Source organism: Streptomyces sp. NBC_01335 (assembly GCF_035953295.1).
Lineage (GTDB): Bacteria > Actinomycetota > Actinomycetes > Streptomycetales > Streptomycetaceae > Streptomyces.
The window spans coordinates 7,566,200-7,590,652 of record NZ_CP108370.1 but is presented as its reverse complement, the minus strand read 5'-3'; the positions used below and the strand labels follow the sequence as shown (position 1 = coordinate 7,590,652).

Annotated in this window: 22 protein-coding genes; 11 read left to right on the top strand and 11 right to left on the bottom strand. The window is 72.0% G+C overall.

Annotated elements, in window-relative coordinates; translation table 11 throughout:
- Positions 1-116 precede the first annotated feature (116 nt).
- Entirely contained in the window at positions 117-1,376 is a 1,260-nt protein-coding gene (locus OG599_RS32170; protein WP_327179482.1) for an extracellular solute-binding protein, read from the bottom strand.
- Between the two features lie 203 nt (positions 1,377-1,579).
- Here OG599_RS32170 and OG599_RS32165 point away from each other — a divergent pair, with 203 nt between their 5' ends.
- Complete coding sequence (locus tag OG599_RS32165; protein WP_327179481.1) at positions 1,580-1,795, top strand: dodecin; 216 nt, start codon at positions 1,580-1,582, stop codon at positions 1,793-1,795.
- Positions 1,796-1,990: 195 nt separating this feature from the next.
- Here OG599_RS32165 and OG599_RS32160 read toward each other — a convergent pair whose 3' ends face one another.
- The gene (locus tag OG599_RS32160) at positions 1,991-2,479 is read right to left on the bottom strand and encodes a phosphatase domain-containing protein (protein WP_327179480.1); all 489 of its coding nucleotides are present in this window, start codon (positions 2,477-2,479) and stop codon (positions 1,991-1,993) included.
- 236 nt (positions 2,480-2,715) lie between these two features.
- Here OG599_RS32160 and OG599_RS32155 point away from each other — a divergent pair, with 236 nt between their 5' ends.
- The 3 genes from OG599_RS32155 to OG599_RS32145 are packed head-to-tail and all read left to right on the top strand — an operon-like array spanning position 2,716 to position 6,245.
- On the top strand, positions 2,716-4,464 hold the full coding sequence (locus OG599_RS32155) for a diacylglycerol kinase family protein (protein ID WP_327179479.1): 1,749 nt from the start codon (positions 2,716-2,718) through the stop codon (positions 4,462-4,464).
- A complete protein-coding gene (locus OG599_RS32150; protein ID WP_327179478.1) occupies positions 4,464-5,417 on the top strand; it encodes a YihY/virulence factor BrkB family protein in 954 nt (317 codons plus the stop codon). Before OG599_RS32155 ends, OG599_RS32150 begins: the two co-directional genes overlap by 1 nt.
- Before the next feature lie 54 nt (positions 5,418-5,471).
- Positions 5,472-6,245 carry a phosphatase PAP2 family protein gene (locus OG599_RS32145; protein WP_327179477.1) on the top strand — a complete coding sequence of 258 codons (774 nt, stop codon included), beginning with the start codon at positions 5,472-5,474 and terminating at the stop codon, positions 6,243-6,245.
- 94 nt (positions 6,246-6,339) lie between these two features.
- Here the strand turns inward: OG599_RS32145 and OG599_RS32140 are convergent, their stop codons facing one another.
- On the bottom strand, positions 6,340-6,606 hold the full coding sequence (locus tag OG599_RS32140) for a DUF4235 domain-containing protein (protein WP_327179476.1): 267 nt from the start codon (positions 6,604-6,606) through the stop codon (positions 6,340-6,342).
- The gene (locus OG599_RS32135) at positions 6,603-7,133 is read right to left on the bottom strand and encodes a hypothetical protein (RefSeq protein ID WP_327179475.1); all 531 of its coding nucleotides are present in this window, start codon (positions 7,131-7,133) and stop codon (positions 6,603-6,605) included. The genes OG599_RS32140 and OG599_RS32135 overlap by 4 nt, the downstream gene beginning before the upstream one ends.
- Before the next feature lie 171 nt (positions 7,134-7,304).
- On the opposite strand from OG599_RS32135, the gene OG599_RS32130 reads away from it, so the two are divergent.
- A complete protein-coding gene (locus tag OG599_RS32130) occupies positions 7,305-9,728 on the top strand; it encodes an excinuclease ABC subunit UvrA (protein ID WP_327179474.1) in 2,424 nt (807 codons plus the stop codon).
- 226 nt (positions 9,729-9,954) lie between these two features.
- Here the strand turns inward: OG599_RS32130 and OG599_RS32125 are convergent, their stop codons facing one another.
- The 3 genes from OG599_RS32125 to OG599_RS32115 are packed head-to-tail and all read right to left on the bottom strand — an operon-like array spanning position 9,955 to position 13,356.
- Positions 9,955-10,701 carry a succinate dehydrogenase/fumarate reductase iron-sulfur subunit gene (locus OG599_RS32125; protein ID WP_327179473.1) on the bottom strand — a complete coding sequence of 249 codons (747 nt, stop codon included), beginning with the start codon at positions 10,699-10,701 and terminating at the stop codon, positions 9,955-9,957.
- A complete protein-coding gene (locus tag OG599_RS32120) occupies positions 10,698-12,647 on the bottom strand; it encodes a fumarate reductase/succinate dehydrogenase flavoprotein subunit (RefSeq protein WP_327179472.1) in 1,950 nt (649 codons plus the stop codon). Before OG599_RS32120 ends, OG599_RS32125 begins: the two co-directional genes overlap by 4 nt.
- 1 nt (position 12,648) lies before the next feature.
- A complete protein-coding gene (locus OG599_RS32115; RefSeq protein WP_327179471.1) occupies positions 12,649-13,356 on the bottom strand; it encodes a succinate dehydrogenase in 708 nt (235 codons plus the stop codon).
- A gap of 96 nt (positions 13,357-13,452) precedes the next feature.
- On the opposite strand from OG599_RS32115, the gene OG599_RS32110 reads away from it, so the two are divergent.
- Complete coding sequence (locus tag OG599_RS32110; protein ID WP_327179470.1) at positions 13,453-14,373, top strand: LysR family transcriptional regulator; 921 nt, start codon at positions 13,453-13,455, stop codon at positions 14,371-14,373.
- Between the two features lie 115 nt (positions 14,374-14,488).
- Here OG599_RS32110 and OG599_RS32105 read toward each other — a convergent pair whose 3' ends face one another.
- Together OG599_RS32105 and OG599_RS32100 are read right to left on the bottom strand one after the other, a co-directional pair.
- Positions 14,489-16,663, bottom strand: coding sequence for a putative bifunctional diguanylate cyclase/phosphodiesterase (locus OG599_RS32105; protein ID WP_327179469.1), 2,175 nt, complete (start codon positions 16,661-16,663; stop codon positions 14,489-14,491).
- A complete protein-coding gene (locus tag OG599_RS32100) occupies positions 16,660-17,478 on the bottom strand; it encodes an SAM-dependent methyltransferase (protein ID WP_327179468.1) in 819 nt (272 codons plus the stop codon). Before OG599_RS32100 ends, OG599_RS32105 begins: the two co-directional genes overlap by 4 nt.
- A 1,304-nt stretch (positions 17,479-18,782) precedes the next feature.
- Here OG599_RS32100 and OG599_RS32095 point away from each other — a divergent pair.
- Entirely contained in the window at positions 18,783-19,547 is a 765-nt protein-coding gene (locus OG599_RS32095) for a bestrophin-like domain (RefSeq protein ID WP_327179467.1), read from the top strand.
- Positions 19,548-19,737: 190 nt separating this feature from the next.
- Positions 19,738-20,403 carry a hypothetical protein gene (locus tag OG599_RS32090; protein ID WP_327179466.1) on the top strand — a complete coding sequence of 222 codons (666 nt, stop codon included), beginning with the start codon at positions 19,738-19,740 and terminating at the stop codon, positions 20,401-20,403.
- 105 nt (positions 20,404-20,508) lie between these two features.
- Here OG599_RS32090 and OG599_RS32085 read toward each other — a convergent pair whose 3' ends face one another.
- The gene (locus OG599_RS32085) at positions 20,509-21,114 is read right to left on the bottom strand and encodes a hypothetical protein (RefSeq protein ID WP_327179465.1); all 606 of its coding nucleotides are present in this window, start codon (positions 21,112-21,114) and stop codon (positions 20,509-20,511) included.
- Positions 21,115-21,436: 322 nt separating this feature from the next.
- Between OG599_RS32085 and OG599_RS32080 the strand changes: the two genes are divergently transcribed.
- Positions 21,437-22,096, top strand: a complete 660-nt coding sequence (locus OG599_RS32080) for a class F sortase (RefSeq protein ID WP_327180267.1) — start codon at positions 21,437-21,439, stop codon at positions 22,094-22,096.
- Positions 22,097-22,234: 138 nt separating this feature from the next.
- Here the strand turns inward: OG599_RS32080 and OG599_RS32075 are convergent, their stop codons facing one another.
- Positions 22,235-23,104 (bottom strand): polysaccharide deacetylase family protein, encoded by an 870-nt coding sequence (locus OG599_RS32075; protein WP_327179464.1) that lies wholly within the window; start codon positions 23,102-23,104, stop codon positions 22,235-22,237.
- Between the two features lie 157 nt (positions 23,105-23,261).
- On the opposite strand from OG599_RS32075, the gene OG599_RS32070 reads away from it, so the two are divergent.
- The gene (locus OG599_RS32070) at positions 23,262-23,723 is read left to right on the top strand and encodes a universal stress protein (protein WP_327179463.1); all 462 of its coding nucleotides are present in this window, start codon (positions 23,262-23,264) and stop codon (positions 23,721-23,723) included.
- A 157-nt stretch (positions 23,724-23,880) separates the two neighbouring features.
- Entirely contained in the window at positions 23,881-24,450 is a 570-nt protein-coding gene (locus OG599_RS32065) for a sigma-70 family RNA polymerase sigma factor (protein ID WP_327179462.1), read from the top strand.
- Positions 24,451-24,453: the final 3 nt, after the last annotated feature.

Genomic DNA, 24,453 nt, shown 5'->3' with positions numbered 1-24,453 from the left:
GTGGCCGGCTGGATTCGACGTGACCGCCATGGAGCGCGCGGATGTGCGACGGCTGAATCCCGGGGTGCGGCCCGGGCCCGCCCTTCCCCCGCACCCCACCGGCCCCTTGGGGCGCGTCAGCTGCCGGCGAGAAGGGAACTGATGCGCTCCGAGGCCGACTTCGCTTCCTCGGCCGGGTCACGCCCCTCCAGCACCGCGGTCATGTACGGCTTGATGGGGTTCTCGGCCTCGACGTCCGCCCACTGGGCGGAGTTGGGGGTGGCTCGCCCCTGGGCGGCACCCTCCGCCATCGCGGCGGTGCCTTCCTGGCCCTCGATGGCGCCCGCGAGCTTCGGCTTGTTGGGGACGTAGCTCATGGCCAGGGCGAGTTCGCGCTGCCACTTCTCGCTCGCCAGCGCCTCCACCACGGCGACCCCGGCGCTGCGGTGCTCGGCCTTCTCCGGGACGATCAGGTCGGAGCCGCCGGTGAACACCGCGCCGGGCTTCTTCGTGGTCTTGCCGGGTATCGGGAAGTAGCCCAGTTTTCCCTTGAGTTCCGGGTTGGCCTGCTCGATGAGCGCGGCGCTGCCCGGGGTGGAGATGATCTGCGCGACGTCGCCGCGGGCGAACACGTCGGTCTGCGGCGGGTTCTCCTCGTCTGCGTCCTTCGGGCCGGCACCGAGTGCCTGGAGCTTCTTGTAGAACTCCATGCCCCTGAGCGCCTCGGGGCTGTCCAGGGCACCGGTCCAGTCGCCGTCGTCCCCTTCGGCGAGTTCGCCGCCCTCGTCCCAGATGAATCCGGCGAGGACGTACCAGTTCTGCCCCGCGAGGTAGATGCCCTGGTTCCCGTCCGCGTCCAGGAGTTCGGTGTCGGCGATCCACTGCTCGCGGTTCTTCGGCGGGGTGTCGATCCCCGCCTGCGCGAAGAGGTCCTTGTTGTAGATGACCACCCGGTTGGCCGCGTACCAGGGGATGCCGTACTGCACTCCGTTGATACTGCCCGGGTCGGCGAGGCCCGGCAGCCAGTCCTCGCTGCCGAGGTCGCGCATGGACTCCAGGGTGAGGTCGCGCAGGCCGCCGCTCTCCGCGTACTGGGCGACCTGCGTGTTGCCGACCTCGATGACGTCCGGGGAGTCCTTGCCCTTGCCCTTGAGCGCGGACAGCACCTTGGGTCCGATCCCGCCCCACTCCTGGAATTTGAACTCCAGTTCGACCGCATCGTGTTCCTTCTCGTACGCCGCGGTGAACTTGTCCAGGAATTCGGTGGAGGCACTGCCCTTCATCAGCCAGACCGTCACGGTTGTGTCTTCCGCGCCGGAGGGGGACAGGTAACCGCATCCTCCGAGAGCGACGGACGAGACGAGTGCGATGGCTCCGGCGAGAATCCGGTTCTTCACGAGCGTCACCTTCTGCGAATCAGCACGATGGGATCTTGACCCGGTGTGGGGGGACGCGGGCGGTGCTCGCACGGGTGTGTGACTGGATTTTGGTATGGACCATTGAGCAGGTCAAGGGCCGCCCGTCAGCCGGGCGCCGCCGCCCGCTCCCTCGCGCACCGCCCGGGAGTAAGGCACCGTGGAGACACGAAGGGAGACATACGATGTCCAATCACACCTATCGGGTCACCGAGATCGTAGGAACCTCCGAAGAGAGCATCGACGCGGCGATCCGCAACGGCATCGCCCGAGCGTCGGAAACGTTGCGCAATCTCGACTGGTTCGAGATCAAGGAAGCGCGCGGACACATCGAGGACGGCCGGATCGGGCACTACCAGGTGACGCTCAAGGTCGGTTTCCGGCTCGACGGAACCTCCTGACACGGTCCGACGCGACACCGCACGGCACGACACCGCACGGCACGGCCCGACACGGCCCGACGGAGCACGACACGGCACCGTCCGACGCAGCACGGCGGACACGACGCACCGCAGGAGGACACGCCCCCGACCCGCGACGGTGAGACCGCGCGCGACGAGGCCCTCCTCGCGGCGGCATTCGCCACCGGCGTGCCCTCACGTACGCCCCTGACGCTCCTGGGCGTCCTTCAACGCCTGGGACGACTCGGCCCAGCGGGCCCGGACCACGGTGAAACCGGCCGCCTCGGCGTCGTCGCAGACCAGCTCGTCGTCGTCCACGACCATTCGGATCCCGCGCGCCCGGCCCAGCCGCTTCAGCACCTCCAGCTTGGTGCGGCGGGCGGGCCGGCGGTCGTCGTTGCGCCGCATGTGCAGCGGCCCTTCGGGGAGCCCGTGCAGGGCGATCCAGTCGAGGGTGTCCTTGCGGCAGCGCTCCGGGCGTCCGGTCAGGTAGACGACCTCGCACTCGTCGGCGCTCCGCACGGCGAGGCTGATCCCCTCGGCGAGCGGCGGGTCGTCGACAGCGGCGGCGAAGAACGCGGACCAGTCCCGGCGGGCACCTTCGAGGAAGTGCTGCCGGTGGGCGCTGTCCGAGAGCGTGCCGTCCAGGTCGAATACGGCAAGGGGCCTGGCGTCGTCGGTCATCCGTCCACAGTAGGCCGTGTCCGACCCTGCGCGTCGCAGCCGCCCGCCCCACGGGCCGGGTCGGACACGGCCCAGAGCCTTCCGCGGACAGCGGTCCGCCGCGCGGAGCCGAGGTCCACCGCAGGTCCGCCGCACGGGGCCGAGGCCTGCCGCCCCGTTTCGGGGGCATACGCCGAGGGCCGGGCCGCACTCGCCGCCCGGTTCCGGGAACGCGAGTACGTACACGTGGGGGTTCCATGCCGACTGCCCTGCCGGCGAGACGGGCCGGAGTCGACGGCGAGCAGCGCCCGGGCGACTCCCGTCCCGGCCGCTCCCCCGCCCTGACCAGCGGTATCGGCCGCGCCACCGTACGCGTCGGTGCGCTGACGGTCTGCCAGGCGGGACTGCTGACGGGCTTCGGCCTGCTGATCACCGGCCCGGCACGGGACTGGTGGCCGCTGACCGTCGAGGACGAGGTGAACGAGGGCTTCGAGCGCATACGCACGCACGCGCTCACCTCCGCCTCGCTCATCGGCTCCGGCGCGGGCAACACCTCGACGGTGATCGGCATCACCCTGCTGGTCTGCGTGGGGCTGGTCCTCATCCCCCGGCTGCCGAGGTGGCGGGAGACCGTCTTCCTCGCGGCCGCCGTGTCCCTCCAGGCACTGGTCTTCCTCGTCATCACGGAGTCCGTCGACCGGACCCGCCCGGACGTGGAGCGCCTGGACGCCTCGCCGCCGACCTCCAGCTACACCTCCGGGCACACCGGGGCGGCCACCGCGCTCTACGGCGGACTCGCCGTCCTGGCGCTGTCCCGGGTGCGCGGCCCCTGGCGGAAGGTCCTGGGTGCCGTCTTCCTGCTGATCCCGCTGCTCGTCGGGGTCGCCCGGCTCTACCGGGGCATGCACCACCCCACCGACGTGGCGGGCGGCCTGCTGAACGGCGGCCTCTCGCTGCTGATCGTGGGCCGGGCCGTCCTCGCGGACGACTACGCGGCGGCCCCCGTACCCGCCGGCGCGACGGAGGTCGCGGTGGCCGCGGCGGAGTCCCGCACCGATCAGCCCGACCGGCGGACCACCGGGACCACCGGGCACACCGTCGTCATCGTCAACCCCACGGTCACCGGCCCCGCGGTCCGGGACACCCTGCGGCTGGTTCTGGCCCAGCACGGGCGCGGCGCACCGGTGTTCGCGGAGACGACGGCGGACGACCCGGGCGCCGGGCAGGCGGCGGAAGCGGTCCGTGGGGGCGCGGGTCTGGTCGTGGTCTGCGGCGGCGACGGGACGGTCCGTACGGTGGCCGACGTCCTCGCGGGTACGGGCGTCGCGCTGGCGATCGTCCCCTGCGGCACCGGCAATCTGCTCGCCCGTCACCTCGGGCTGCCGCTCGACCCCGCGAAGGCCCTGCACGCGGCACTGGCCGGCACCCCGCACCGGCTCGACCTGGGCCGGCTGGAGGGCGACGGAGTCCCGGCGACCCACTTCACGGCCATGTCGGGGGCGGGCCTGGACGCGGCGATGCTGGAGCACACCTCGGACCGCGCCAAGTCCGCGGTGGGCTGGCCCGCCTACGTGGTGGCCGGACTGCGGGAGCTGCGGTCCCCCCGGACCCGGCTGACGGTCCGCCTGGACGGTGGCCCGGAGCTGCACCGGAGCGTGCGGATGGTGCTCCTCGCCAACATCGGTACGGTGCAGGGCGGCACCACCCTCGTACCCGCCGCGCGGCCGGACGACGGGCTGCTGGACCTCGCGCTCTACGATCCGCACGGCCCGGCCGACTGGCTCCGCGCCCTGCGGGTGCTGCTGCGCCCGACCTCGGGCAGGGCTTCCGAGGGCGGCAAGGGTGGAGGTCCCGTCGAGTTCTTCACGTTCCGCCGCGCCGAGCTGCACTTCGCGTCGCCGCAGCCCCGCGAGATGGACGGCGACCCGGTGGGCGCCGGTCTCCGGCTCATCGCCGAGGTCGTGCCCGGGGCGCTGATCGTCCTCGTCCCCGCCGGGGGCGCGTGATGGGTACGGCGACCCGGGTCCCCCAGACCCGCGACATGACGGGCGACGAACTCTCCGCCGACGAGGCGCTGGCCACCCTGCGCCGGTACGGCAGCTGGCAGCTCGTGCGCGACTCCTTCGTCCGCTTCCGCTACTCCGACGGGTTCAGCCACTCCCGGGCCCTCGCCCTGCAGACGGTGCTGGCGGTGATACCGCTGGTCATCGCGTTCGTCGGGCTCTCGGCCGAGATGCACACCGAGAACATCGGCCGGCTCGCCGAGCTGACGATCCACCGGATCAGCGCGGGCCCCAGCGCCGACGTCGTCGACGAGGCGCTGGACCAGAGCCGTCGCCAGACGGGCATCGGCGCCCGGCTTGCCCTGTGGTTCGGACTCGCCTTCTCGATGGTCAACACCACCACCGCGATGTGCCAGGTGGAGCGGGGGGCGAACCGGATCTACGGTGTCGAGCGCGACCGGGTCTTCCACCGGAAGTACCTGCGCGGGCTCGTCATGTCCCTCAGCGCGGGCATTCCGCTCGGCATCGGTTCGCTGCTGATGGTGGCGGGCGGGGACCTGGTGGCCGCCGCGACCAGCGTCTACCACCTCGGCGACGGCGCCCGGACCGCCTGGGACCTCCTGCGGTGGCCGCTGGGGGTGATTCTCGCCCTGATCTCCGCCAGCGCGATATTCCGCCGGGCGCCCCGGCGGAAGCAACCCGGATACACCTGGCTGGCGTTCGGGGCGGCCGTCTACCTGGTGCTGTGGACGGCGCTGACCTGGCTGCTCAGCAAGTACCTCGCGTTCAGCGGGTCCTTCGACACCGTCTACGGACCCCTCAGCGCCTTCATGTCGCTGCTGCTGTGGGCCTATCTGACCTCGATCGCCCTCTTCCTCGGGCTGTCCTTCGCCGCGCAGCTCGAAGCGGTGCGGGCCCGGCGGCCCGGGCCGATCCAGCCCGACCCGGGAGCCTGAGACCCCCTGGTCAGGACCGAACCGAACCGAACCACCCCGGACCCGGGAGCCCCGATGCCCGTACGCACCACCGCCCGCCGCCTCCGCGACAGCCGCCGGGCCGACCGGAGATTCGGCGCCCGGCTGCTCGGGGCCGTCGCGGTCGCCGCCGTGGCCGCGGTCCCCTTCGCCCTGCTGCTCGTCCTCGTGGAGGGGCACTGGCAGCCGTTGCGCCGGCTCGACGCCTCGGCGGCGCTGCGGCTGAACCGCACGGCCCTCGACCACCCCGCGTGGACCGGCACGCTGCGGTTCCTCTCCGACTGGGTGTGGGACCCGGCCACCCTGCGTTCCGCGGTGGCGCTGCTGACGGTCTGGCTGCTGTGGAAGCGGGCCTGGCGGCTGGCGTCCTGGGCCGCTGTGACGGCGGTGGGCGGAGGGCTGGTCGGGCTGCTCGTCAAGACCGTGGTGGAGCGCGCCCGGCCGTCCCTGGAGGACCCGGTGGCGCACGCGCCGGGCTTCTCCTTCCCCTCCGGGCACGCGATGACGGCGACCACCTCCTGCGCGGTCCTGCTGCTGGTCCTGCTGCCGATGGTGCCGCGCGCCTGGCACGCGTTGTGCTGGGGCGTGGCGGCCCTGTCGGTGGTCGGGGTGGGGTTCACCCGGGTCGCGCTCGGCGTCCACTGGTTCAGCGACGTGGTCGGGGGCTGGCTGCTCGGCGCGGCGGTGGCCGCGCTCACGGCCTGGGCCTTCGAGGCGTGGCGCAGCGACGTGGGGCGCCGGCGGACCGAGCTCGGCGAGGGCCTGGAGCCCGAGCTGACCGGCGCCGAACCGGAGCGCCAGGACGCCTGACGGCGCACACGTGCACGAGAAGCCCGCCACCGGTTCGTGTTCCGGTGGCGGGCTTCTCGGTGGTGTCCGGCGGATCAAGGCCGGGCAGGGCCCGTCAGTCGGGCCAGGTGCCCGTCAGACGCCGGACGGTGATGGCCCCGCCCCGCCCGACCGCGGCGCGGACGGTGGAGAAGATCGCCCCTTGCAGGGCCGCCGCGGCGAGTATCTCGGGCCAGCCGCGGTCGCGGTCCGTCGGGCTCGGGGCGTCGTCCTCGCGGGCGACCGTCTTCCACACCTGGCGGAAGACGGCCCCGGCGACGAGGCCGCCCGCCATCCCGACCGCGAGGCCGACGGGCTTGTACACGAGGGCGGGGACGTTCATCCACGCCGCCGGTGGCGCGCGACGGCGACCACCGCGACGGCGGCCACTCCCCCGGCGACCAGCAGCCCCTCCTTGCCCCGCGCGGCGTGGGCCACGCGGTCGGCGCCCCGGCGCACGGGCTCGGGCGCGTGCTCCTGGAACTTCTCCCCCAGGGTCCGTACGGCCACCCCGATCTGCTGCTGGGCCTGGGCCGCGGTGCCCAGCACGGCGTCCGGGGTCCGCTCCCGGGCCTGTGCGCGTGCCTCGGCGGCCTTCTCCAGGGCGTGGGTCCGCATCTCCTCGGCCTTCTCCACGGCCCGGTCCTTCGCTCCGGCCGCCTTCTCCTGCCCCAGCGCCGTCGCGTCCGCGGTCTTCTCCCGCGCCTGCGAGGTCAGCTCGTCGGCCTTGGCGCGTACGGTCGCGTCGGCCGTCCCCGCCAGTTGCTCGACCGTCCGGCCGAGTTCGTCCCGCGCGGCCGACGCCTGTGCCCGGAGGTCCTCCGGTGTCGGTACGGAACCGTCCTCGCGGGGGTTCTGGTCATCCGTCATCGCTCAGCACTCTCCTTCTCGTCCGAGCCCGGCCCGGCGGGGGTCCGCCCGGCCGGCCGGGGATCATCGGCATGCTCACCGCGTGCCCCGAGGTGGACGGGCAATGCGTCGACCCCGTGGACACGACCTTAAAATGGGGTCATTTGTCCCCCACGTTCGGAGCCCGCACCGATGTCCACCCCTCACGATCCGTACGTCCGGGTGCGTGGCGCCCGCGAGCACAACCTCCAGAACATCGACGTGGACATCCCCCGCGACACCCTGACCGTCTTCACCGGGGTGTCCGGGTCCGGCAAGTCGTCGCTGGCGTTCGGCACGATCTACGCGGAGGCGCAGCGGCGGTACTTCGAGTCGGTGGCGCCGTACGCCCGCCGGCTGATCCACCAGGTCGGCGCTCCGGCGGTCGGCGAGATCACCGGTCTGCCGCCGGCCGTCTCGCTGGAGCAGCGCCGCTCCTCGGCGGGCGAGCGTTCCTCGGTGGGTACGGTGACCACGCTCTCCAACTCGCTGCGGATGCTGTTCTCCCGGGCCGGGGAGTATCCGGAGGGTGCCGAGCGGCTGGATTCGGACTCCTTCTCCCCCAACACCGCCGCGGGCGCCTGCCCCGAGTGTCACGGGCTGGGCCGGATCCACCGGACCTCGGAGGATCTCCTCGTCCCGGACGCCTCGTTGTCGATCCGGGAGGGCGCGATCGCGGCCTGGCCGGGTGCGTGGCAGGGCAAGAACCTGCGGGACGTGCTCGATGCCCTCGGGTACGACGTCGACCGGCCCTGGCGCGCGCTTCCGGCCGGGGAGCGGGAGTGGATTCTCTTCACGGACGAGCAGCCGGTGGTGACGGTCCATCCGGTGCGTGACGCCGGCCGCATCCAACGCCCTTACCAGGGTACGTACATGAGCGCGCGCCGCTATGTGATGCACACGTTCGCGGACTCCCGGAGCCGGACCCTGCGGGCGCGGGCGGAGCGTTTCCTGACGAGCGTTCCGTGTCCGGTCTGCGGGGGCGGGCGGCTGCGGGCGGAGGCGATGGCGGTGACCTTCGCCGGGTACACCATCGCGGAGTTGGCCGCGCTGCCCCTGGCGGCTCTGTCGGAGGTGCTGCGCGCGTTTGGCGGCGACGCGACGGCGCGGGTGATGACCACGGATCTGCTGGCCCGCATCGGGACGGTCACCGAGCTGGGACTCGGCTATCTCAGCCTCGACCGGACGGCGCCGACACTCTCTTCCGGCGAGCTCCAACGGCTGCGGTTGGCAACACAGTTGCGGTCCGGCCTGTTCGGTGTGGTGTACGTGCTGGACGAGCCGTCGGCGGGCCTGCACCCGGCGGACACGGCGTCCCTGCTGGCGGTGCTCGGCCGGCTGAAGGAGGCCGGTAACTCGGTCTTCGTGGTGGAGCACCAGTTGGACGTGGTGCGGCAGGCCGACTGGCTGGTGGACGTGGGGCCGCTCGCCGGGGAGCACGGCGGCCGGGTGCTGCACAGCGGCCCGCCGGCCGGTCTCGCCGAGGTGGCGGAGTCGGCGACCCGGCGCTTCCTCTTCGGCGGGGCGGCGCCCGCCGCTCGTCCTCCGCGCACCCCGTCCGGCGCGTTGCGGCTCGAAGGGGTCCGCCGCCACAACGTGCGGGGCGTCGACGTGGCGTTCCCGCTCGGGGTCTTCACCGCCGTCACGGGCGTGTCGGGTTCGGGCAAGTCGACGCTGGTCGGCCAGGTGCTGGCCGGGCTGCTCGCCGACCGCCAGGCTTCGCAGACCGCGGACCTGCCGGACGCGCCCGTCGTACGGGACTGCGTGTCCGCGCGGGGGCTGGAGGCGGTGGACCGGCTGGTGCAGGTGGACCAGAAGCCCATCGGCCGTACTCCGCGCTCCAACCTGGCCACGTACACGGGTCTGTTCGACGTCGTACGCAAGCTGTTCGCCCAGACGGATACGGCTCGGGAGCGCGGCTACCGGGCGGGGCGGTTCTCGTTCAACGTGGCGGGCGGGCGGTGCGAGACCTGCCAGGGTGAGGGGTTCGTCTCGGTGGAGCTGCTCTTCCTGCCCAGCACGTACGCGCCCTGCCCCGACTGCCACGGGGCGCGCTACAACCCGGCGACGCTGGAGGTCACCCTGCGCGGGCTCTCCATCGCCGGGGTGCTGGATCTCACGGTGGAGTCGGCGGCCGGGTTCTTCGCGGGGGTGCCGGCCGCCGAGCGGAGCCTGCGCACCCTGAACGAGGTGGGGCTCGGCTATCTGCGCCTCGGGCAGCCCGCCACCGAGCTGTCGGGCGGCGAGGCACAGCGGATCAAGCTGGCGGCGGAACTCCAGCGGGCCCGGCGGGGTCACACCCTGTACGTGCTGGACGAGCCGACCACGGGGCTGCACCCGGCCGATGTGGAGGTGCTGATGCGCCAGTTGCACGGGCTGGTGGACGCGGGCGGCACGGTGGTGGTCGTGGAGCACGACATGGCGGTGGTGGCCGGTGCGGACCATGTGATCGACATGGGGCCGGGCGGCGGTGAGGAGGGCGGCCGGATCGTCGCGGCGGGCACCCCGGCCGAGGTCGCGCGGGCGGCGGGCAGCCGCACGGCCCCGTTCCTGGCCCGGGCGCTGCGCACGGGCTGACCGGAGCCGTCGGGGCGCGTACGGGCGAGCGCCCGGCGGGCTGCGTACGGGCACGTGGAGAGCCCGGAGGGGGTGGAGCGGCCCCTTGAAAACCGCTCCACCCCCTCCGGGTGGGTCCCGCCGGCGCCCACGGTGCGGCGGCGGGACGGTCGTTGGCGCCTTTCGGATCAGAGCCGGCCCTCGAGTCGGCTCAGCGCCGGACCCCGAGTCGGCGCCGGACCTCGGATCAGCGCCGGACCTTGCGGGTGGCGCGCAGCCACTCCTTGTTCATCGCGGCGATCGACGGCAGCGGGATCCCCTTCGGACAGGCGGTGGCGCATTCGCCGGTCAGGGTGCAGCCGCCGAAGCCCTCCTCGTCCATGGTGGCGACCATGTCGAGCACCCGGGTCTCCCGCTCGGGCGCGCCCTGCGGGAGCACGTTGAGGTGGTTGATCTTCGCCGAGGTGAAGAGCATCGCCGAGCCGTTGGGGCAGGCGGCGACGCAGGCGCCGCAGCCGATGCACTCGGCGTGCTCGAAGGCGAAGTCGGCGTCCGGCTTGGGCACGGGGGTGGCGTGCGCGTCGGGGGCCGTACCGGTGGGGGCGGAGATGTAGCCGCCGGACTGGATGATGCGGTCGAAGGCCGAACGGTCGACCACCAGGTCCTTGATGACCGGGAAGGCGGAGGCGCGCCAGGGCTCGATGTCGATGGTGTCGCCGTCGTCGAAGGACCGCATGTGGAGCTGGCAGGTGGTGGTGCGCTCGGGGCCGTGCGCGTCGCCGTTGATGACGAGGCTGCACGCTCCGCAGATGCCTTCGCGGCAGTCGTGGTCGAAGGCGACCGGCTCGTCGCCTTCGAGGATGAGCCCCTCGTTGAGGGTGTCGAGCATTTCGAGGAACGACATGTCCTGCGAGATGCCGTCGACTTCGTAGGTGGCCATGGCGCCGGGCGCCTCGGCGTCTCGCTGGCGCCAGACGCGCAGGGTGAGCTTCATGCGTAGCTCCGCTGGGTGGGGTGTACGTACTCGAACACGAGGTCTTCCTTGTGCAGGACGGGGGCCTCGCCGGTGGCGGTGAACTCCCACGCGGCGGCGTAGGAGAACTCCTCGTCCCGGCGGGCGGCTTCGCCGTCCGGGGTCTGCGACTCCTCGCGGAAGTGGCCTCCGCAGGATTCGGCGCGGTGGAGGGCGTCGAGGCACATCAGCTCGGCGAGCTCCAGGTAGTCGACGATCCGGTTGGCCTTCTCCAGCGACTGGTTGAACTGTTCACCGGTGCCGGGGACCTTGACGCGGCGCCAGAACTCCTCGCGGATCAGGGGGATTCGGGCGAGTGCCGTGCGCAGACCTTCCTCCGTACGGGCCATCCCGCAGAACTCCCACATGAGTTCGCCGATCTCGCGGTGGAAGGAGTCGGGGGTACGGTCGCCGTCGACGGCGAGCAGCAGGTTGAGCCGGTCCTCGGTCTCGGCGACCGTCTCCACGACCGCCGGGTGGTCCGCGCCCACGGGGGTGGTGTGCGGATTGCGGGCGAGGTAGTCGTTGATGGTGGACGGCAGGACGAAGTAGCCGTCTGCGAGGCCCTGCATCAACGCGGAGGCGCCGAGGCGGTTGGCGCCGTGGTCGGAGAAGTTGGCCTCGCCGATCGCGAAGAGTCCGGGGATCGTGGTCTGGAGGTCGTAGTCGACCCAGAGGCCGCCCATCGTGTAGTGCACGGCGGGGTAGATCCGCATCGGGGTCTGGTACGGGTCCTCGGCGGTGATCCGGGCGTACATGTCGAAGAGGTTGCCGTACTTCTCCTCGACCTTGGCGCGGCCCATCCGGGCGATGGCGTCGGCGAAATCGAGGTAGACGCCCTGGCCGCCGGGGCCGACGCCGCGGCCCTCGTCGCAGACGTTCTTCGCGGCGCGGGAGGCGATGTCGCGGGGCACGAGGTTGCCGAAGGCGGGGTAGATCCGCTCCAGGTAGTAGTCGCGCTCGTCCTCGGGGATCTCGTTGGCCGGGCGGTCGTCGCCCTCGGCCTTGGGGACCCAGATCCGGCCGTCATTGCGGAGAGACTCGCTCATCAGGGTGAGCTTGGACTGGTGGTCGCCGGTGCGCGGGATGCAGGTGGGGTGGATCTGGGTGAAGCAGGGGTTCGCGAAGCGGGCGCCGCGCCGGTGGGCCCGCCAGACGGCGGTGGCGTTGGAGTTCATCGCGTTGGTCGAGAGGTAGAAGACGTTGCCGTACCCGCCGCTGGCCAGCACCACCGCGTCGGCGAAATAGGTGTCGATCCGCCCGGTGACCAGGTCGCGGGCGACGATGCCGCGGGCCCGCCCGTCGACCACGATCAGGTCGAGCATCTCGGTGCGCGCGTGGAGTTCGACGTTGCCCGCGGCGATCTGCCGGGACAGCGCCTGGTAGGCGCCGAGCAGGAGTTGCTGTCCGGTCTGGCCCCGGGCGTAGAAGGTGCGGGAGACCTGGACCCCGCCGAAGGACCGGTTGTCGAGGAGGCCGCCGTACTCGCGGGCGAAGGGGACGCCCTGCGCGACGCACTGGTCGATGATCTCGACGGAGATCTGTGCGAGCCGGTGCACGTTGGACTCGCGGGCGCGGAAGTCGCCGCCCTTGACGGTGTCGTAGAAGAGCCGGTGGACGGAGTCGCCGTCGTTGCGGTAGTTCTTCGCGGCGTTGATGCCGCCCTGGGCCGCGACCGAGTGTGCACGGCGCGGGGAGTCCTGGAAGCAGAACTGGACGACGTGGTAGCCCTGTTCGGCGAGGGTGGCGCCGGCCGAACCGCCGGCCAGGCCGGTGCCGACGACGATCACCGTGTGCTTGCGGCGGTTCGCCGGGTTGACGAGCTTGGCCTCGAAGCGGCGGGTGTCCCAGCGTTCGGCGACCGGGCCCTCGGGGGCCTTGGTGTCGACGAGCGGCTCGCCCGTCCGGTACTGCGTGTAGTCGCTCATGTCAGCTCACGACTCCGGTCATGACGGCAACGGGTACGGACACGAATCCCGCGGTGAGCACCACCGCGATCACGTTGGCCAGGGTCTTCAGGACCCGGTCGCGGGTGGCGCTGCCGACTCCGAGGGTCTGCGCGGCGCTCCAGAACCCGTGCTGGACGTGGAGGCCGACGGCGAGCACCGCGACGATGTAGATGACGTCGCCGTACCAGGTGGAGAAGGTGTCGACGACGTTCTGGTACGGGTGCCCGGCCTGGAAGCCGCCGCTGTGCACGGTGCCGGTGGTGAGGTCGAGGATGTGCCAGACGATGAAGAGGGCGAGGATGATGCCGCCCCACCGCATGGTCCGGGTGGCGTAGCTCGCCCGGGCCCTCTTGTGGACGTAGCCGACGGGGCGCGCCCTGATGTCGCGCCGGCTGAGCTGGTAGGCGGAGACCGCGTGCAGCGCCACGGCGGCGACCAGCACCAGGCGGACGATCCAGAGCGCCCACTCGTGGTGGAGGAAGGGCTCGCCGAGCGTGCGCAGCCAGTGCGCGTAGTGGTTGAACTCGCCGGGCCCGAAGAAGATCTTCAGGTTGCCCAGCATGTGGACGACCAGGTAGCCCAGCATGATCAGGCCGCTCACTGCCATGATCGTTTTCTTGCCGACGGTCGAGTCCCAGAGCGTACGCGTCATGGACGGCCGTCGTTCCGCCCGCGTTGCCAATGCCATGAGCACGACGGTAGGGCCGGACATCCCCATCGGTCCAAGAGATGACCACGCTCATCTCCATAGGCATGGCCTATGCGACGGGTTTAACCTGCCTTTATGCACTTCCAGCAGCTCACTTATTTCGTGGCCGTCGCCGAGGCCCGGCACTTCACCCGGGCCGCCGAAGCGGTGCACGTCTCCCAGCCGTCGCTGTCCCAGCAGATCCGTGCCCTGGAGAACGAGCTGGGCGCGGAGCTGTTCAGCCGGGCCCGGGGCAACATCGCGCTGACCGACGCGGGCGAGACCCTGCTGCCGCTGGCCCGCCGCATCCTCGCGGACGCGGAGAGCGCGCGCCGCGAGGTGCAGGAGCTGGTACGGCTGCGGCGCGGACGCATCCGCCTCGGCGCCACCCCGAGCATCTGCACCGGCCTGCTGCCCGACGTGCTGCGGGCGTACCACGACCGGCATCCGGGGATCGAACTCCTGCTGGAGGAGGGCGGATCGCACGACCTGGTCCGCCAACTGGCGCGCGGGGCGCTCGACATCGCCTTGCTCGTGCTCCCCCTGCCCGCCGCCTCACCGGCGTTGACCACGGTGGAGCTGCTGCACGAGGACCTGGTCGTGGTGTCGGCGGCGGACGCGCCCGCGCCGGGCCGGGGGAAGTCCGTGCGGATCGCCGATCTCCAGGGCGAAGCGCTGGTGATGTTCCGCCACGGCTACGACCTGCGCGAGCTCACCGTCGCCGCCTGCCGGGCGGAGGGCTTCGAGCCCACGTTCACGGTGGAGGGCGGCGAGATGGACGCGGTGCTCGGTTTCGTACGGGCGGGGCTCGGCATGGCCGTGGTGCCGCGCATGGTCGCGGGCCGGGCCGGTCAGGGCCTGCGGATGACCCCGCTGGCCCCGCCGGGGCTGCGGCGGACCATCGCGCTGGCCCACCGCACGGACGTGGCACCGCCCCGCGCGGCCAGGGAGCTCCAGCGGATGCTGCTGGAGGCGGACCCGGGCAGCCTCCTCGGCGGGTCCGCAGGACAGAGGTGAACGGGCCCGGGAGGGTGGGTCCGCCGGGGAGAGGTGAACGGGCCCCGGAGGGCCGCCCGTCCGGGGCTGGGCGGGGTGGACGGAACCCGGAGGGGCCGCCCGTCCCGCCCCCCGCTCACACGGCGTCGGCCAGCACCAGCGAGTGGATGCGGTCCGGGGCGCCGGGGCGGGCGTAGTACCACCCCTGGGCCGTGTCGCAGCCCAGCTCCCGCAGCTGCTCCGCCTGGGCCGCCGTCTCCACGCCTTCGACCGTGACCGCCAGTTCGAGGCTGTGCGCCAGGGTGACGATCCCCTCCACGATCTTCAGGTCGACGGGATCCGCCGGATGCCGCTGCATGCCCCGGGTGAAGGACCGGTCGAGCTTGAGCACGCTGACCGGGAGGCGGCGCAGGTTGGCGAGGTTGGAGTAGCCGGTGCCGAAGTCGTCGAGGGCGATGTCGACACCCATCTCCGCGAGCTGGCGCAGCGGTTTGAGCAGTCCGTCGTCGGCCCCGATCAGGGCGGACTCGGTGAGCTCCAGGCAGAGCGCACCGGGCTCAAGACCGGACCGTTCCAGCACGTCCACGGTCTCGGCGACGAGCCGGGGGTGGTGGAGCTGGGTCGGCGAGAGGTTGACGTTGATCCGCAGGGGGCCGCCGTCGCTGTGACGCTCCTGCCAGTGGTGGGCCTGGCGGACGGACTCCTCCAGCACCCAGCGGCCGAGCGGCACGATGAGGCCGGTGTGCTCGGCGAGCGGGATGAACTGGTCCGGTCCGAGGATGCCGTGCTGCGGATGCAGCCAGCGGACGAGGGCCTCCGCGCCGTGCACGCTGCCGTCGCCGAGGTGCACCAGCGGCTGGTATTCGATGAAGAACTCGCCCCGCTCCAGGGCCGCCGGAAGCGCGGTGGTGAGCCCGTGCCGGGTGATGGCGCGGGCGTCGGCCTCCTCGTCGGCGAGCTCGAAGCGGTTGCCGCCGGCCGATTTGGCGCGGTACATCGTGATGTCCGCGCTGCGCAGCACCTCGGCGGCGCTGCGGATGCCGGAGGGGCCTTCGACGACTCCGATGGAGCCGCGCACCGTCAGCTCCCGCCCCTCGATCCGGATGGGTGTGGACAGCACGTTGAGGATGCGGCAGGCGAGGTCGCCCACCTCCCGCGCGGTGTTCGGGCCGGTGGTCAGCGCCACGAACTCGTCGCCGCCGAGGCGGGCCACCATCTCGCCCTGCGCCGTCGCGCAGCTCTGCAGCCGGTCCGCGACCTCGACGAGCAGGCGGTCGCCCGCCGCGTGGCCGAGGCTGTCGTTGATGGCCTTGAAGCCGTCGAGGTCGAGGTAGCAGAGCCCGAAGCGGTTGCCGCCCTTGGTCGCCACCGCCTTCTCCAGCCGCTCGAAGAAGAGGGTCCGGTTGGGCAGCCCGGTGAGCGCGTCGTGGGTGGCCTCGTACCGCAGCCTCAGGTTGAGCAGCCTGCGCTCGGTGGTGTCCTCCATGAGCGCGAGCTGGTACTCGGGGTGTCCTTCGGGGTCGCGCAGCAGCGACACCGTGAGGTTGGTCCACAGGACCGTGCCGTCGTTGCGGTAGTAGGGCTTCTCGACGCGGTAGTGGTCGCGTTCGCCGCGTACGAGTTCGTGGTAGTACCGCCAGACGTGCGGGGTGTCCTCCGGGTGGGCCCAGTCGGTCAGCTTGCGGCTGCGGACATGGCTGTCGAGGCCGCCGAACATCCGGGTGAGGGTGTCGTTGCTCTCCAGCACGTTGCCGTCGAGGTCGGCGATGGCGATGCCGATGGCCGCTTCCGCGAAGACCGCCTGGAAGCGGGCCTGCGTCTCGTGCAGCACCTGCTCGGCGTGCGAACGCGCGGTCAGCGCGGAGCGGGCGATGGCCTCCTGCTCGCCCAGGGTCCGCTCGCGCAGCGCATGGCTGTATCCGCCGGCCAGCGCGTGCTGGATGCGCGCGCTGCGGGCCCGGCTGTCCTCGGTCGAGAGCTCGGCGGGGCCGTTGCCGCCGCAGTAGAGCACCAGGTACGAGTCGATGACGCCGAGGGTGGCGGTGAGGGCGTCGGGGTCGGTGCAGTGGGCGGCGACGAGCGCGGTACCGACCTGTTGGGCGGGTGTCGCGTCGAACGGGCGGGCGTGCAGGATCTCGTTCAGCTCGCGCGCCAGGGGCAGCAGGTGCTGTTCGAACTCGGGACGGGTCAGCGAGGTGGCCGTCGACGGGAAGATGGCCCGGCTCCAGATCGTGGCGAAGCGCCGGAGCCGGTCCTCGGGACCGTCCGGTTCCTCGTCCGCCGCTCCGGACTTCTGGGCGGGGATGCTCACGCCTTGCGCCCCACACCGGCGTAGCCCGAGAAGGCGAACGGGTCTTCGGGCTCGTCGGCCGTGCCGGGGTCGGGCCGCCAGTCGGGCATCGGGACCAGCCCCGGGTCCACCAGCTCCCAGCCCTCGAAGAAGCGGGCCACCTCCGCGGGCGAGCGCATGATGAGCGGGTTGCGGATGCTGCTGTACACACCCACGGTGCCGCCCGCCTCCTCACGGGTGAGCGGGATGCCCTCGTACGCGGCGTGGGTGACCACGAGCAGGCTGCCCGGGGCGAGTGCGTCGCGCAGCTCGGCGACGGCGGCGTACGGGTCGTCGGAATCCTCGACGAAGTGGAGTACGGCCACCAGCAGCAGGGCCACCGGCCTTTCCAGGTCGAGCAGTCCGCCGATCTCCGGGTTCTTCAGGATCTCCTGCGGACGGCGCAGGTCGGCGGCGACCACGGTGGTGCGGCTGTCGCCGTCGAGAACCGCACGGCTGTGCGCCACCGCGACCGGGTCGTGGTCGACGTAGGCGATGCGCGCGGCGGGGTCGGCCGCGTGGGCGATCTCGTGGACGTTGCCGAAGGTCGGTATGCCCGAGCCGATGTCCAGGAACTGGGTGACCCCCGAGGCCACCGCGTGACGCACCGCCCTGCGCATGAACGCGCGATTGGCCTGCATGATCTTGGGGAGACCAGGCATGAACTCCATCGCCCTGCGGGCCGCTTCCCTGTCCACCTCGAAATTGTGCGAGCCGCCCAGATAGAAGTCGTACATGCGGGACACGCTCGGCACCGATATGTCTATGCCTTGCGGTGCCCAGGCGGGACGCTCCATCGATGTCTCCAACAAGTCGCCACGACGATCCGGCCATGTTCATGGTCAGTGTTGACCAGAGGCTACTGACCGACCGCCAAGAGAGCGAGAGGAAACGGAAATTAGCGGTCCGTTATTGGTCACACCCTGGTGACAGGTGTGACCACCGTACGTATCCGCAGGTGGACGCGGAGCGACCGGGGTTCCCGCGGGGTCACCGAGGGGCGATACGGAACTGGCCAACTCGTCACCGGTGTTGAATCAGGCATCCCGGAGCCCTTCATATCACATATCGTCCGGCACCCTTCCACGGGCATCCACGGATCCCTCTTGAGGTATCACCACCCTTTACCGAAAGGCGAGTTGTCGCTCCTCCGCAGGAAACCGACCCCCCGGTAACCGCACGCCGGGGAACCCGCCCGCCGAGCGGCATTTCAGGCCATGCCGAATGAGCGGTACGGGCGGGTGGCGGATCCCACGACGGGTTCCGCCGCCCCATCACGCCGAACACACCGACCGGAAAAGAAAGTCGGCCCTCACTGTCCGTCAGGAGCCGCTCACCGAAAACAGTCCGCGCGGTCCGGGTAGAGCGCTCCATCCCCGAGGGGCGCGCCGCCGGAAGGCACAGCACGCTTCCCCGTTCCGTACACGGAAATCGGCGATTGTCCCACCATCAGGCGAATCACCCGAGTGCTTCGTGCGTATCCCGTCGAGGAGGACCATGATCCGGGGCGTGCACGGATCACGTATCGGACGGCTCACCGCGGCCACCGCGCTCCTCTGGCTGATGACCGCGCCCGCCCCGGCGGTCGCGGATGCCTGCGCGGTCGCCGTCATCGGGCCGGACGGCACCATCACCGCGGTCGCCGTGGCGGGAAGCGGCGTATGCACGCCTCCCCCGACGCCGCCGCCCTCGCCCGAACCCACACCGCCTCCACCGTCCCCCACTCCCCCGCCTCCGCCGTCCCCGACGCCGGAGCCCGAACCGTCCCCCGCACCGGAGCCCCCGCCGCCACCGCCGAAACCCCGGCCGCCGGCGCCGCGCGCGCTCCCGCCGCCCACTCCCCGGCCGACGCCTCGGACCCCCGTACCGGCGCCACCACCGCCGTCGCCGAAGCCGAGTCCGTCGCCGCCCCCCTCACCCACCCCGTCCGCGCACCCCACGGCCCGTGTCGTCGCGCTGCCGGCCTATCGCAAGCCCCACCGCCAAGTGCACGACAGCGGAACCTCGTTGGTGACGCTGACCCTGATGATCACGGCTCCCGCCGTGTTCGCCGTCGCCGTGCTCCGGCCTCGCTCGTCCCGCTGACCCGACGGAGGACACCTTGTCGGAATGGATCGCCCTCTCCATCGCGATGGCATCGGTCTGTGCCGTCGTACTCACCATCGCCGTCCTCAACAACCGCCGCATCGGCGAGGACGACGACCCCTCCGAGACGCCCGACGTCATCGAGTACATGACGATGATGATCGGCGTGGTGTACGCCATCGTGCTCGGCCTCGCCATCGCGGGCGTCTGGGAGGGCCGCAGCTCGGCCCAGGAGTCCGTACGCCTGGAGGCCCAGGCGCTGCACGAGGTGCACGCGCGGTCGTCGGTCTATCCGGCGGAGGTCCGCGACCGCGTCCGCGCCGACGTCGACACCTACGTCTCCTACGTGGTGAACGACGAATGGCGGTACATGGAGAAGCACGGCTCCCTCACGGACGAGGGAACCCGGCTCCTCGACACGGTCCGCGCGGACGTCACCGAGTACGTTCCGCGGAACGACCACGAGGGCCAGGCCTACCAGCCGCTCGTGGACCAGGTCGCGGCGGCCGACGACGCGCGCAGCGCGCGCGGGCAGAACGCGGGCGCCACGATGCCGGGGGTGGTGTGGTTCGGTCTCATCATCGGCGCCCTGGTGACCGTGGGACTGATCTTCACGCTGCAGATCCGCAGAACCTTCAGAGAGTTGCTCCTCGCGGGCCTCTTCAGCGTGCTGATCGCCTTCCTCCTCTTCCTGATCTGGGACTTCGACGCGCCCTTCGGACGGGGCATCTCGGCGACCGCCGCACCCTTCTTCGACCTCTTCCCGCACGCGACGCGCTGAGAAGGGCCCAGGAAGGACGCGTCCCCCGGGCGGTGAGCCGCCCGGGGGACGGCGCTGCCCCATTCGCCTTACTCCGATCGCGGGTGATGTGGCGCGCTCCTAGCGTGTCGGACACCGAGACGTATTTTCTCGTGCATACCGCCTCGCGGAAACCGGTTCCGCGGATACGCCTCGGTCCCCGGAGGCTCACATGCGCGCGATACGTGTCGCACCCCTTGCCCTGTCCGGCGCCACCGCCCTCCTCCTCGCCTCTCCCGCCGCCCACGCCGTACAGGACGGGGGGAGCACCTCGCCGTTCACCCCCACCGTCACACCCTCGGTGATCGCGCCCGGCGGACAGGTCACGCTGGGCAGCGGCGGATGCTCGGGCGGGGCGACCGTCACCTCGGGCGTCTTCGACACCGCCGTCATCCCCAGCGGAACCACCACGGCCGTCGCCACGGTGGACGGGGACGCCCAGCGGGGTGCCATCTACGCGGTGACCTTCAAGTGCGGCTCCAGCGGCGACGCCAAGAACGCCAGCCTCACCATCACCGACGGCACAGGCACGAGCAGCACGAGCAGCACGAGCAGCACGGGAACAAGCACGAGCAGCGCCACGGGCACGAGCAGCGCCACGGGCACGGGCACCTCCACCGCCCCCGCCTCCGTCACCCCGGTGATCGGCACCGCCACGGCCGTCGCGACGGCGAGCTCCACGTCCCTGACCGCTCCCGCGGGCGTGCAGGGCGGTCTCGGCGGGAGCATCGGGTCGCTCGACGGCGAGGAGATCGCCCTGGGTGCGGCGCTCGTCCTGGTCGCCGCCACCGGCACCGTCTTCTTCGTACGCCGTCGTGGCGCCGCCGGCCGGCACTGACCGGTGGCGGCCCGTGGGACACGCGCGCGAACGTCGGTCGCCCCGGGTCCCTGATCCGGGACTCGGGGCGACGGGCGTATCGGGCCGGACGGCAGGGACGGGGCGCTAGGCGACCGCATGGCTCGTCCGACGACGGCGGACGACGAAGACGGCGCCTCCGACGGCCGCGGCCGCCACCAGCCCGCCGCCGATCCGTGTCTCCGTGGAACCGGGCCCCATGGAGCCGCCGAGGCCGCCCTGGGCCCCCCGGCCGTCGAGCACGGTGAACCGCGCCGTCGCCACGGCGTCGTTGCCGTTGTTGTTGCCGTTGCCGAAGCCGTTGGCGTCGTCGTTGCCGAACCCGTTGTTGTTGCCGTTGCCGTTGTTGTTGCTGTTGCCGTTGTTGTTGCTGTTGCCGTTGTTGCTGTTGCAGCGCACCGACAGGTTGTAGTGCCCGGGGGTGGTGTCGTAGCGGATGCGCGCGGTGGCGTAGCCGGTGCGGCCCGCCGAGAGCTCCACCGTCGGAAACGCGTTCGACCACACCCGGCCGCCGCGGTTGCAGCCCTGAGCGCTGATCTGCAGCGTGGCACCCTGGTGGACCGCGCGCGGGTTGACGGTGACGTTCACCGGGACGGACGGAGACGGGCCGCCGCCGGCGGCGGCCAGCGAGGGGGCGAGTCCGACCGCCGCGAATGCCGTCGCGGTGACCGCGAGGGCGCGTGTGACACGCATCGTGTGAACCTCCAGCGGGACGCGCCCCGGAAGCCTCTCCTCCGGGATCGGTCTAACGCGTCCCATGACGAACCCTCACCAGAACCCCGTCCGGGTCGCATGTCGGCACCGCCGGTCCCGGTACGGCGACACGCCGAGCGGTGCGCGGCCCGACCTGACGGAGCCGCAGGTCATGGGCCGTCAGAACTTTTATCCGGCCATTACTCCGACAGGCAGGGCGGCTGACCTGCGGCGAATCCGGCGCCACCCGTTCGCGTCGCTCCGATCGCCGTCGTGCCCCCGCGCCCTTAGCGTGCCGAGCGTGGCGACGAAAGGGAGAACCATGGGCCGGGACAACTGGAAGGTCCAGCGGACCAGACACACGCCCTGGGGTGCCGTCGCCCTGGTCATGCTCACCGGGATCGCGTTGATGAGGAACGGCGTCGACGTGCCGGCCGGTCCGCCGCAGCCGGTGGCCGCCGCCCGTATCGACAGCTCCCAGGACGCCGAGAGCGTTCCCCCGGCCGCGGAGCCGGTACGGATGCTGCCGTACGCCCCAGCCGCCCGTGTCTCGATTCCGGCGATCAAGGTGGACGCTCCGATCGTGGACGTGGGCCTCGACCAGGACGGCTGGATCGCCGCGCCTTCCCCGCAGGACACCAACCTGGCGGGCTGGTACCAGAACGGCATCTCCCCCGGGCAGCGGGGCACGTCGGTGGTCGTCGGCCATGTGGACAACATGTCGGGGCCCGCCGTCTTCTACGGGCTCGGCGCCCTCACCAAGGGCGAGCACGTGGAGGTGACCCGCTACGACGGCCGGGTCGCGGTCTTCGAGATCTACGGCGTGGAGGTCTTCTCCAAGGCCGACTTCCCCGGCCCCCGGGTGTACGGCGACACCGGCTACGCCGAACTCCGCGTCATCACCTGCGGCGGCGGCTACACGAAGGCCGGCGGGTACGACGGGAACGTGGTCGTCTTCGCCCGCCTGGTGGAGACCCGCTGAGGCGTCTTCGCCCACCCGCGCGGCAGGTTCCCGGGGCCTCCCGCCGGACCGGCCGGGCGCGCGGTGCGCGCCGCGCCGCCCCCGTACGCGGCCGACGCACGCGCCGCACGCCGCTTGCGGCGAAGAGGCCCCGGTCTTTCAGGTGCGGTACGGCACCGTGAGCCGGTAACCCTGGTCGATCAGGCGGGGCAGGTACTGGGGAAGCGCCTCGACGGTCTGCGAGCGGTTGCCCCCGGCGTCGTGGGAGAGGACGACCACGCCCGGGGCCGCACCGTCCAGCACCCGGCTGATGATCGCGTCGGTGCCGGGCGTCTCCCAGTCCAGCGTGTCGACGGTCCAGGCCATCGGTTCCAGGTTCAGCTCGGCGCCGATCTCGAAGACGTTGCGGTTCCACGCCCCGTACGGCGCCCGGAACCAGAGCGGTGCGTCCCCGGCCGTCCGCCGGATCACCTCACTGGTCCGCTCGATCTCGTCCCTCGCCTCCGCCCGGGTCAGGCCGGTCATCAGGGGATGCGTCCAGGAGTGGTTGCCGATCACGTGCCCGTCCTCGGCGATGGCCCGCACCAGATCCTGGTTGTCGTCGGCCATCTCGCCGCAGAGGAAGAACATGGCGTGCACCTGGTGCCTGCGCAGGGTGGCCAGGATCTGCGGGGTGTAGACGGGGTCGGGACCGTCGTCGAAGGTGAGCACCATCGCGTGCCCGAGTTCCGGCAGCTCCTCGAAGGGCCGGGTGCGGACGGGCGGCAGCGCGGGGCGCCGGCGGGGCGCGGCCTCGGCGGCCCGGCCGACCATGGGCTGGAGCCGGTAGGCGGAGGGCCGGCGGGGCGCCGCGGCGGGCGGTCCCGCGGCCGGCGGTCCTGCGGCCACCGGGGGCCGCGGGGCGGCGGCCGGTCCGGTGGGGGCGGCGGCCGGTTCCGCCGCGATGAGGCGCACGGTGGCCGCCGCGCCGATCCCGGCGGCGATTCTCAGCAGCATCCGGCGCCCCGGCTGCTTCTTTTCATATTTCATGGCTAACTGCTCGCACGAAGATCCTTTCACCGGACCTTGCGACACGAGGGCGGGGCGAGGTCCACCCGATGGAAGGGCCGCACCCGTGCCGACCGGTCCAACACCGCACGTGGGACCCCGTTCGGCGCCGCGCGCCGGAGCGGCTAGCCTTCCAGCCGTGACCGAGCAACAGCGACACCAGTTCGAACGTGGCACGGATGGTCCCAAGGTGATCGTCGCGGGCATCGACGGCTCCGACTCCTCCATGCGGGCGGCTGCCTACGCGGCCGGGCTCGCGCGCAGGCAGCACGCCATGCTGGCGTTGGTCTACGTCCAGCCCCTGATGGTCACCGGGGCGGCGCTGGGAGCGCCCGTGTCCGGAACCACCGGCGACGTGGCGGAGGGGCTGATCAATGAGATCCGCAGCTCCTCGGAGCGGTTCAAGGACACCTGGGACGTGCGCTGGGAGTTCCACACCTTCCCCGGTGACCCCTACAACGGGCTCGTCACCGCCGCGGACGAGCTGAAGGCGGACGCCGTGGTGGTCGGCGCCTCCGAGTCGGCCGGGCACCGGATCATCGGCTCGGTGGCGGTGCGGCTGGTGAAAGCGGGGCGCTGGCCGGTGACGGTGGTGCCGTAGGCCTGCGGATCGTGCCAGGGCTCACGACCGTTCACCGCACCGTGCGACCGCTCGTCGCACGCTCCGGCCCGCAGCCTGGTCCTCCGCCCGTCGATGCGTTCCTATACGCCAGGCGGCGACGAGGCCGTCTGCGACCTGCGGGAAGGGACGTTCCACGATGTCCACCACGACCACCGACGAACGGGCCATCGCGGAGCTGCTGCGGGAACACGGCCCCGCGCTCCTGCACTTCCTCCAGCAACTGACCTACGGCGACAGCCAGCGGGCCGAGGACCTGGTGCAGGAGACGCTGGTACGCGCGTGGCAGCACCCCGAGGCCTTCACCGCGCCGTACGAGTCCATGCGGCCGTGGCTCTTCACCGTGGCCCGTCGCCTCGCCATCGACGCCCGGCGGTCCCGGCAGGCGCGCCCCGCCGAGGTGAGCGACTCCGTGCTGGAGTGCGCGTCCGCCCCGTTGGACACCGCCGACTCGGCGGTCCGCTCCCTCGACGTACGCGCGGCGGTACGCGGCCTGAGCCCGGAACACCGTGCGGTGCTGGAGGAGATCTACTTCCACGGGCTCAGCGTCGGGGAGACGGCCGAGGTGCTCGGCATCCCGCCGGGTACGGTCAAGTCGCGCTCCTACTACGCCCTCCGGCTGCTCCAGCGCGGTCTGCCCGGCTACTCCGACAGGTCCCGCCCGGCCGGCCGGACGACGAAGCCGGAAGCCTGCACCACCTCCGTGTAGGCG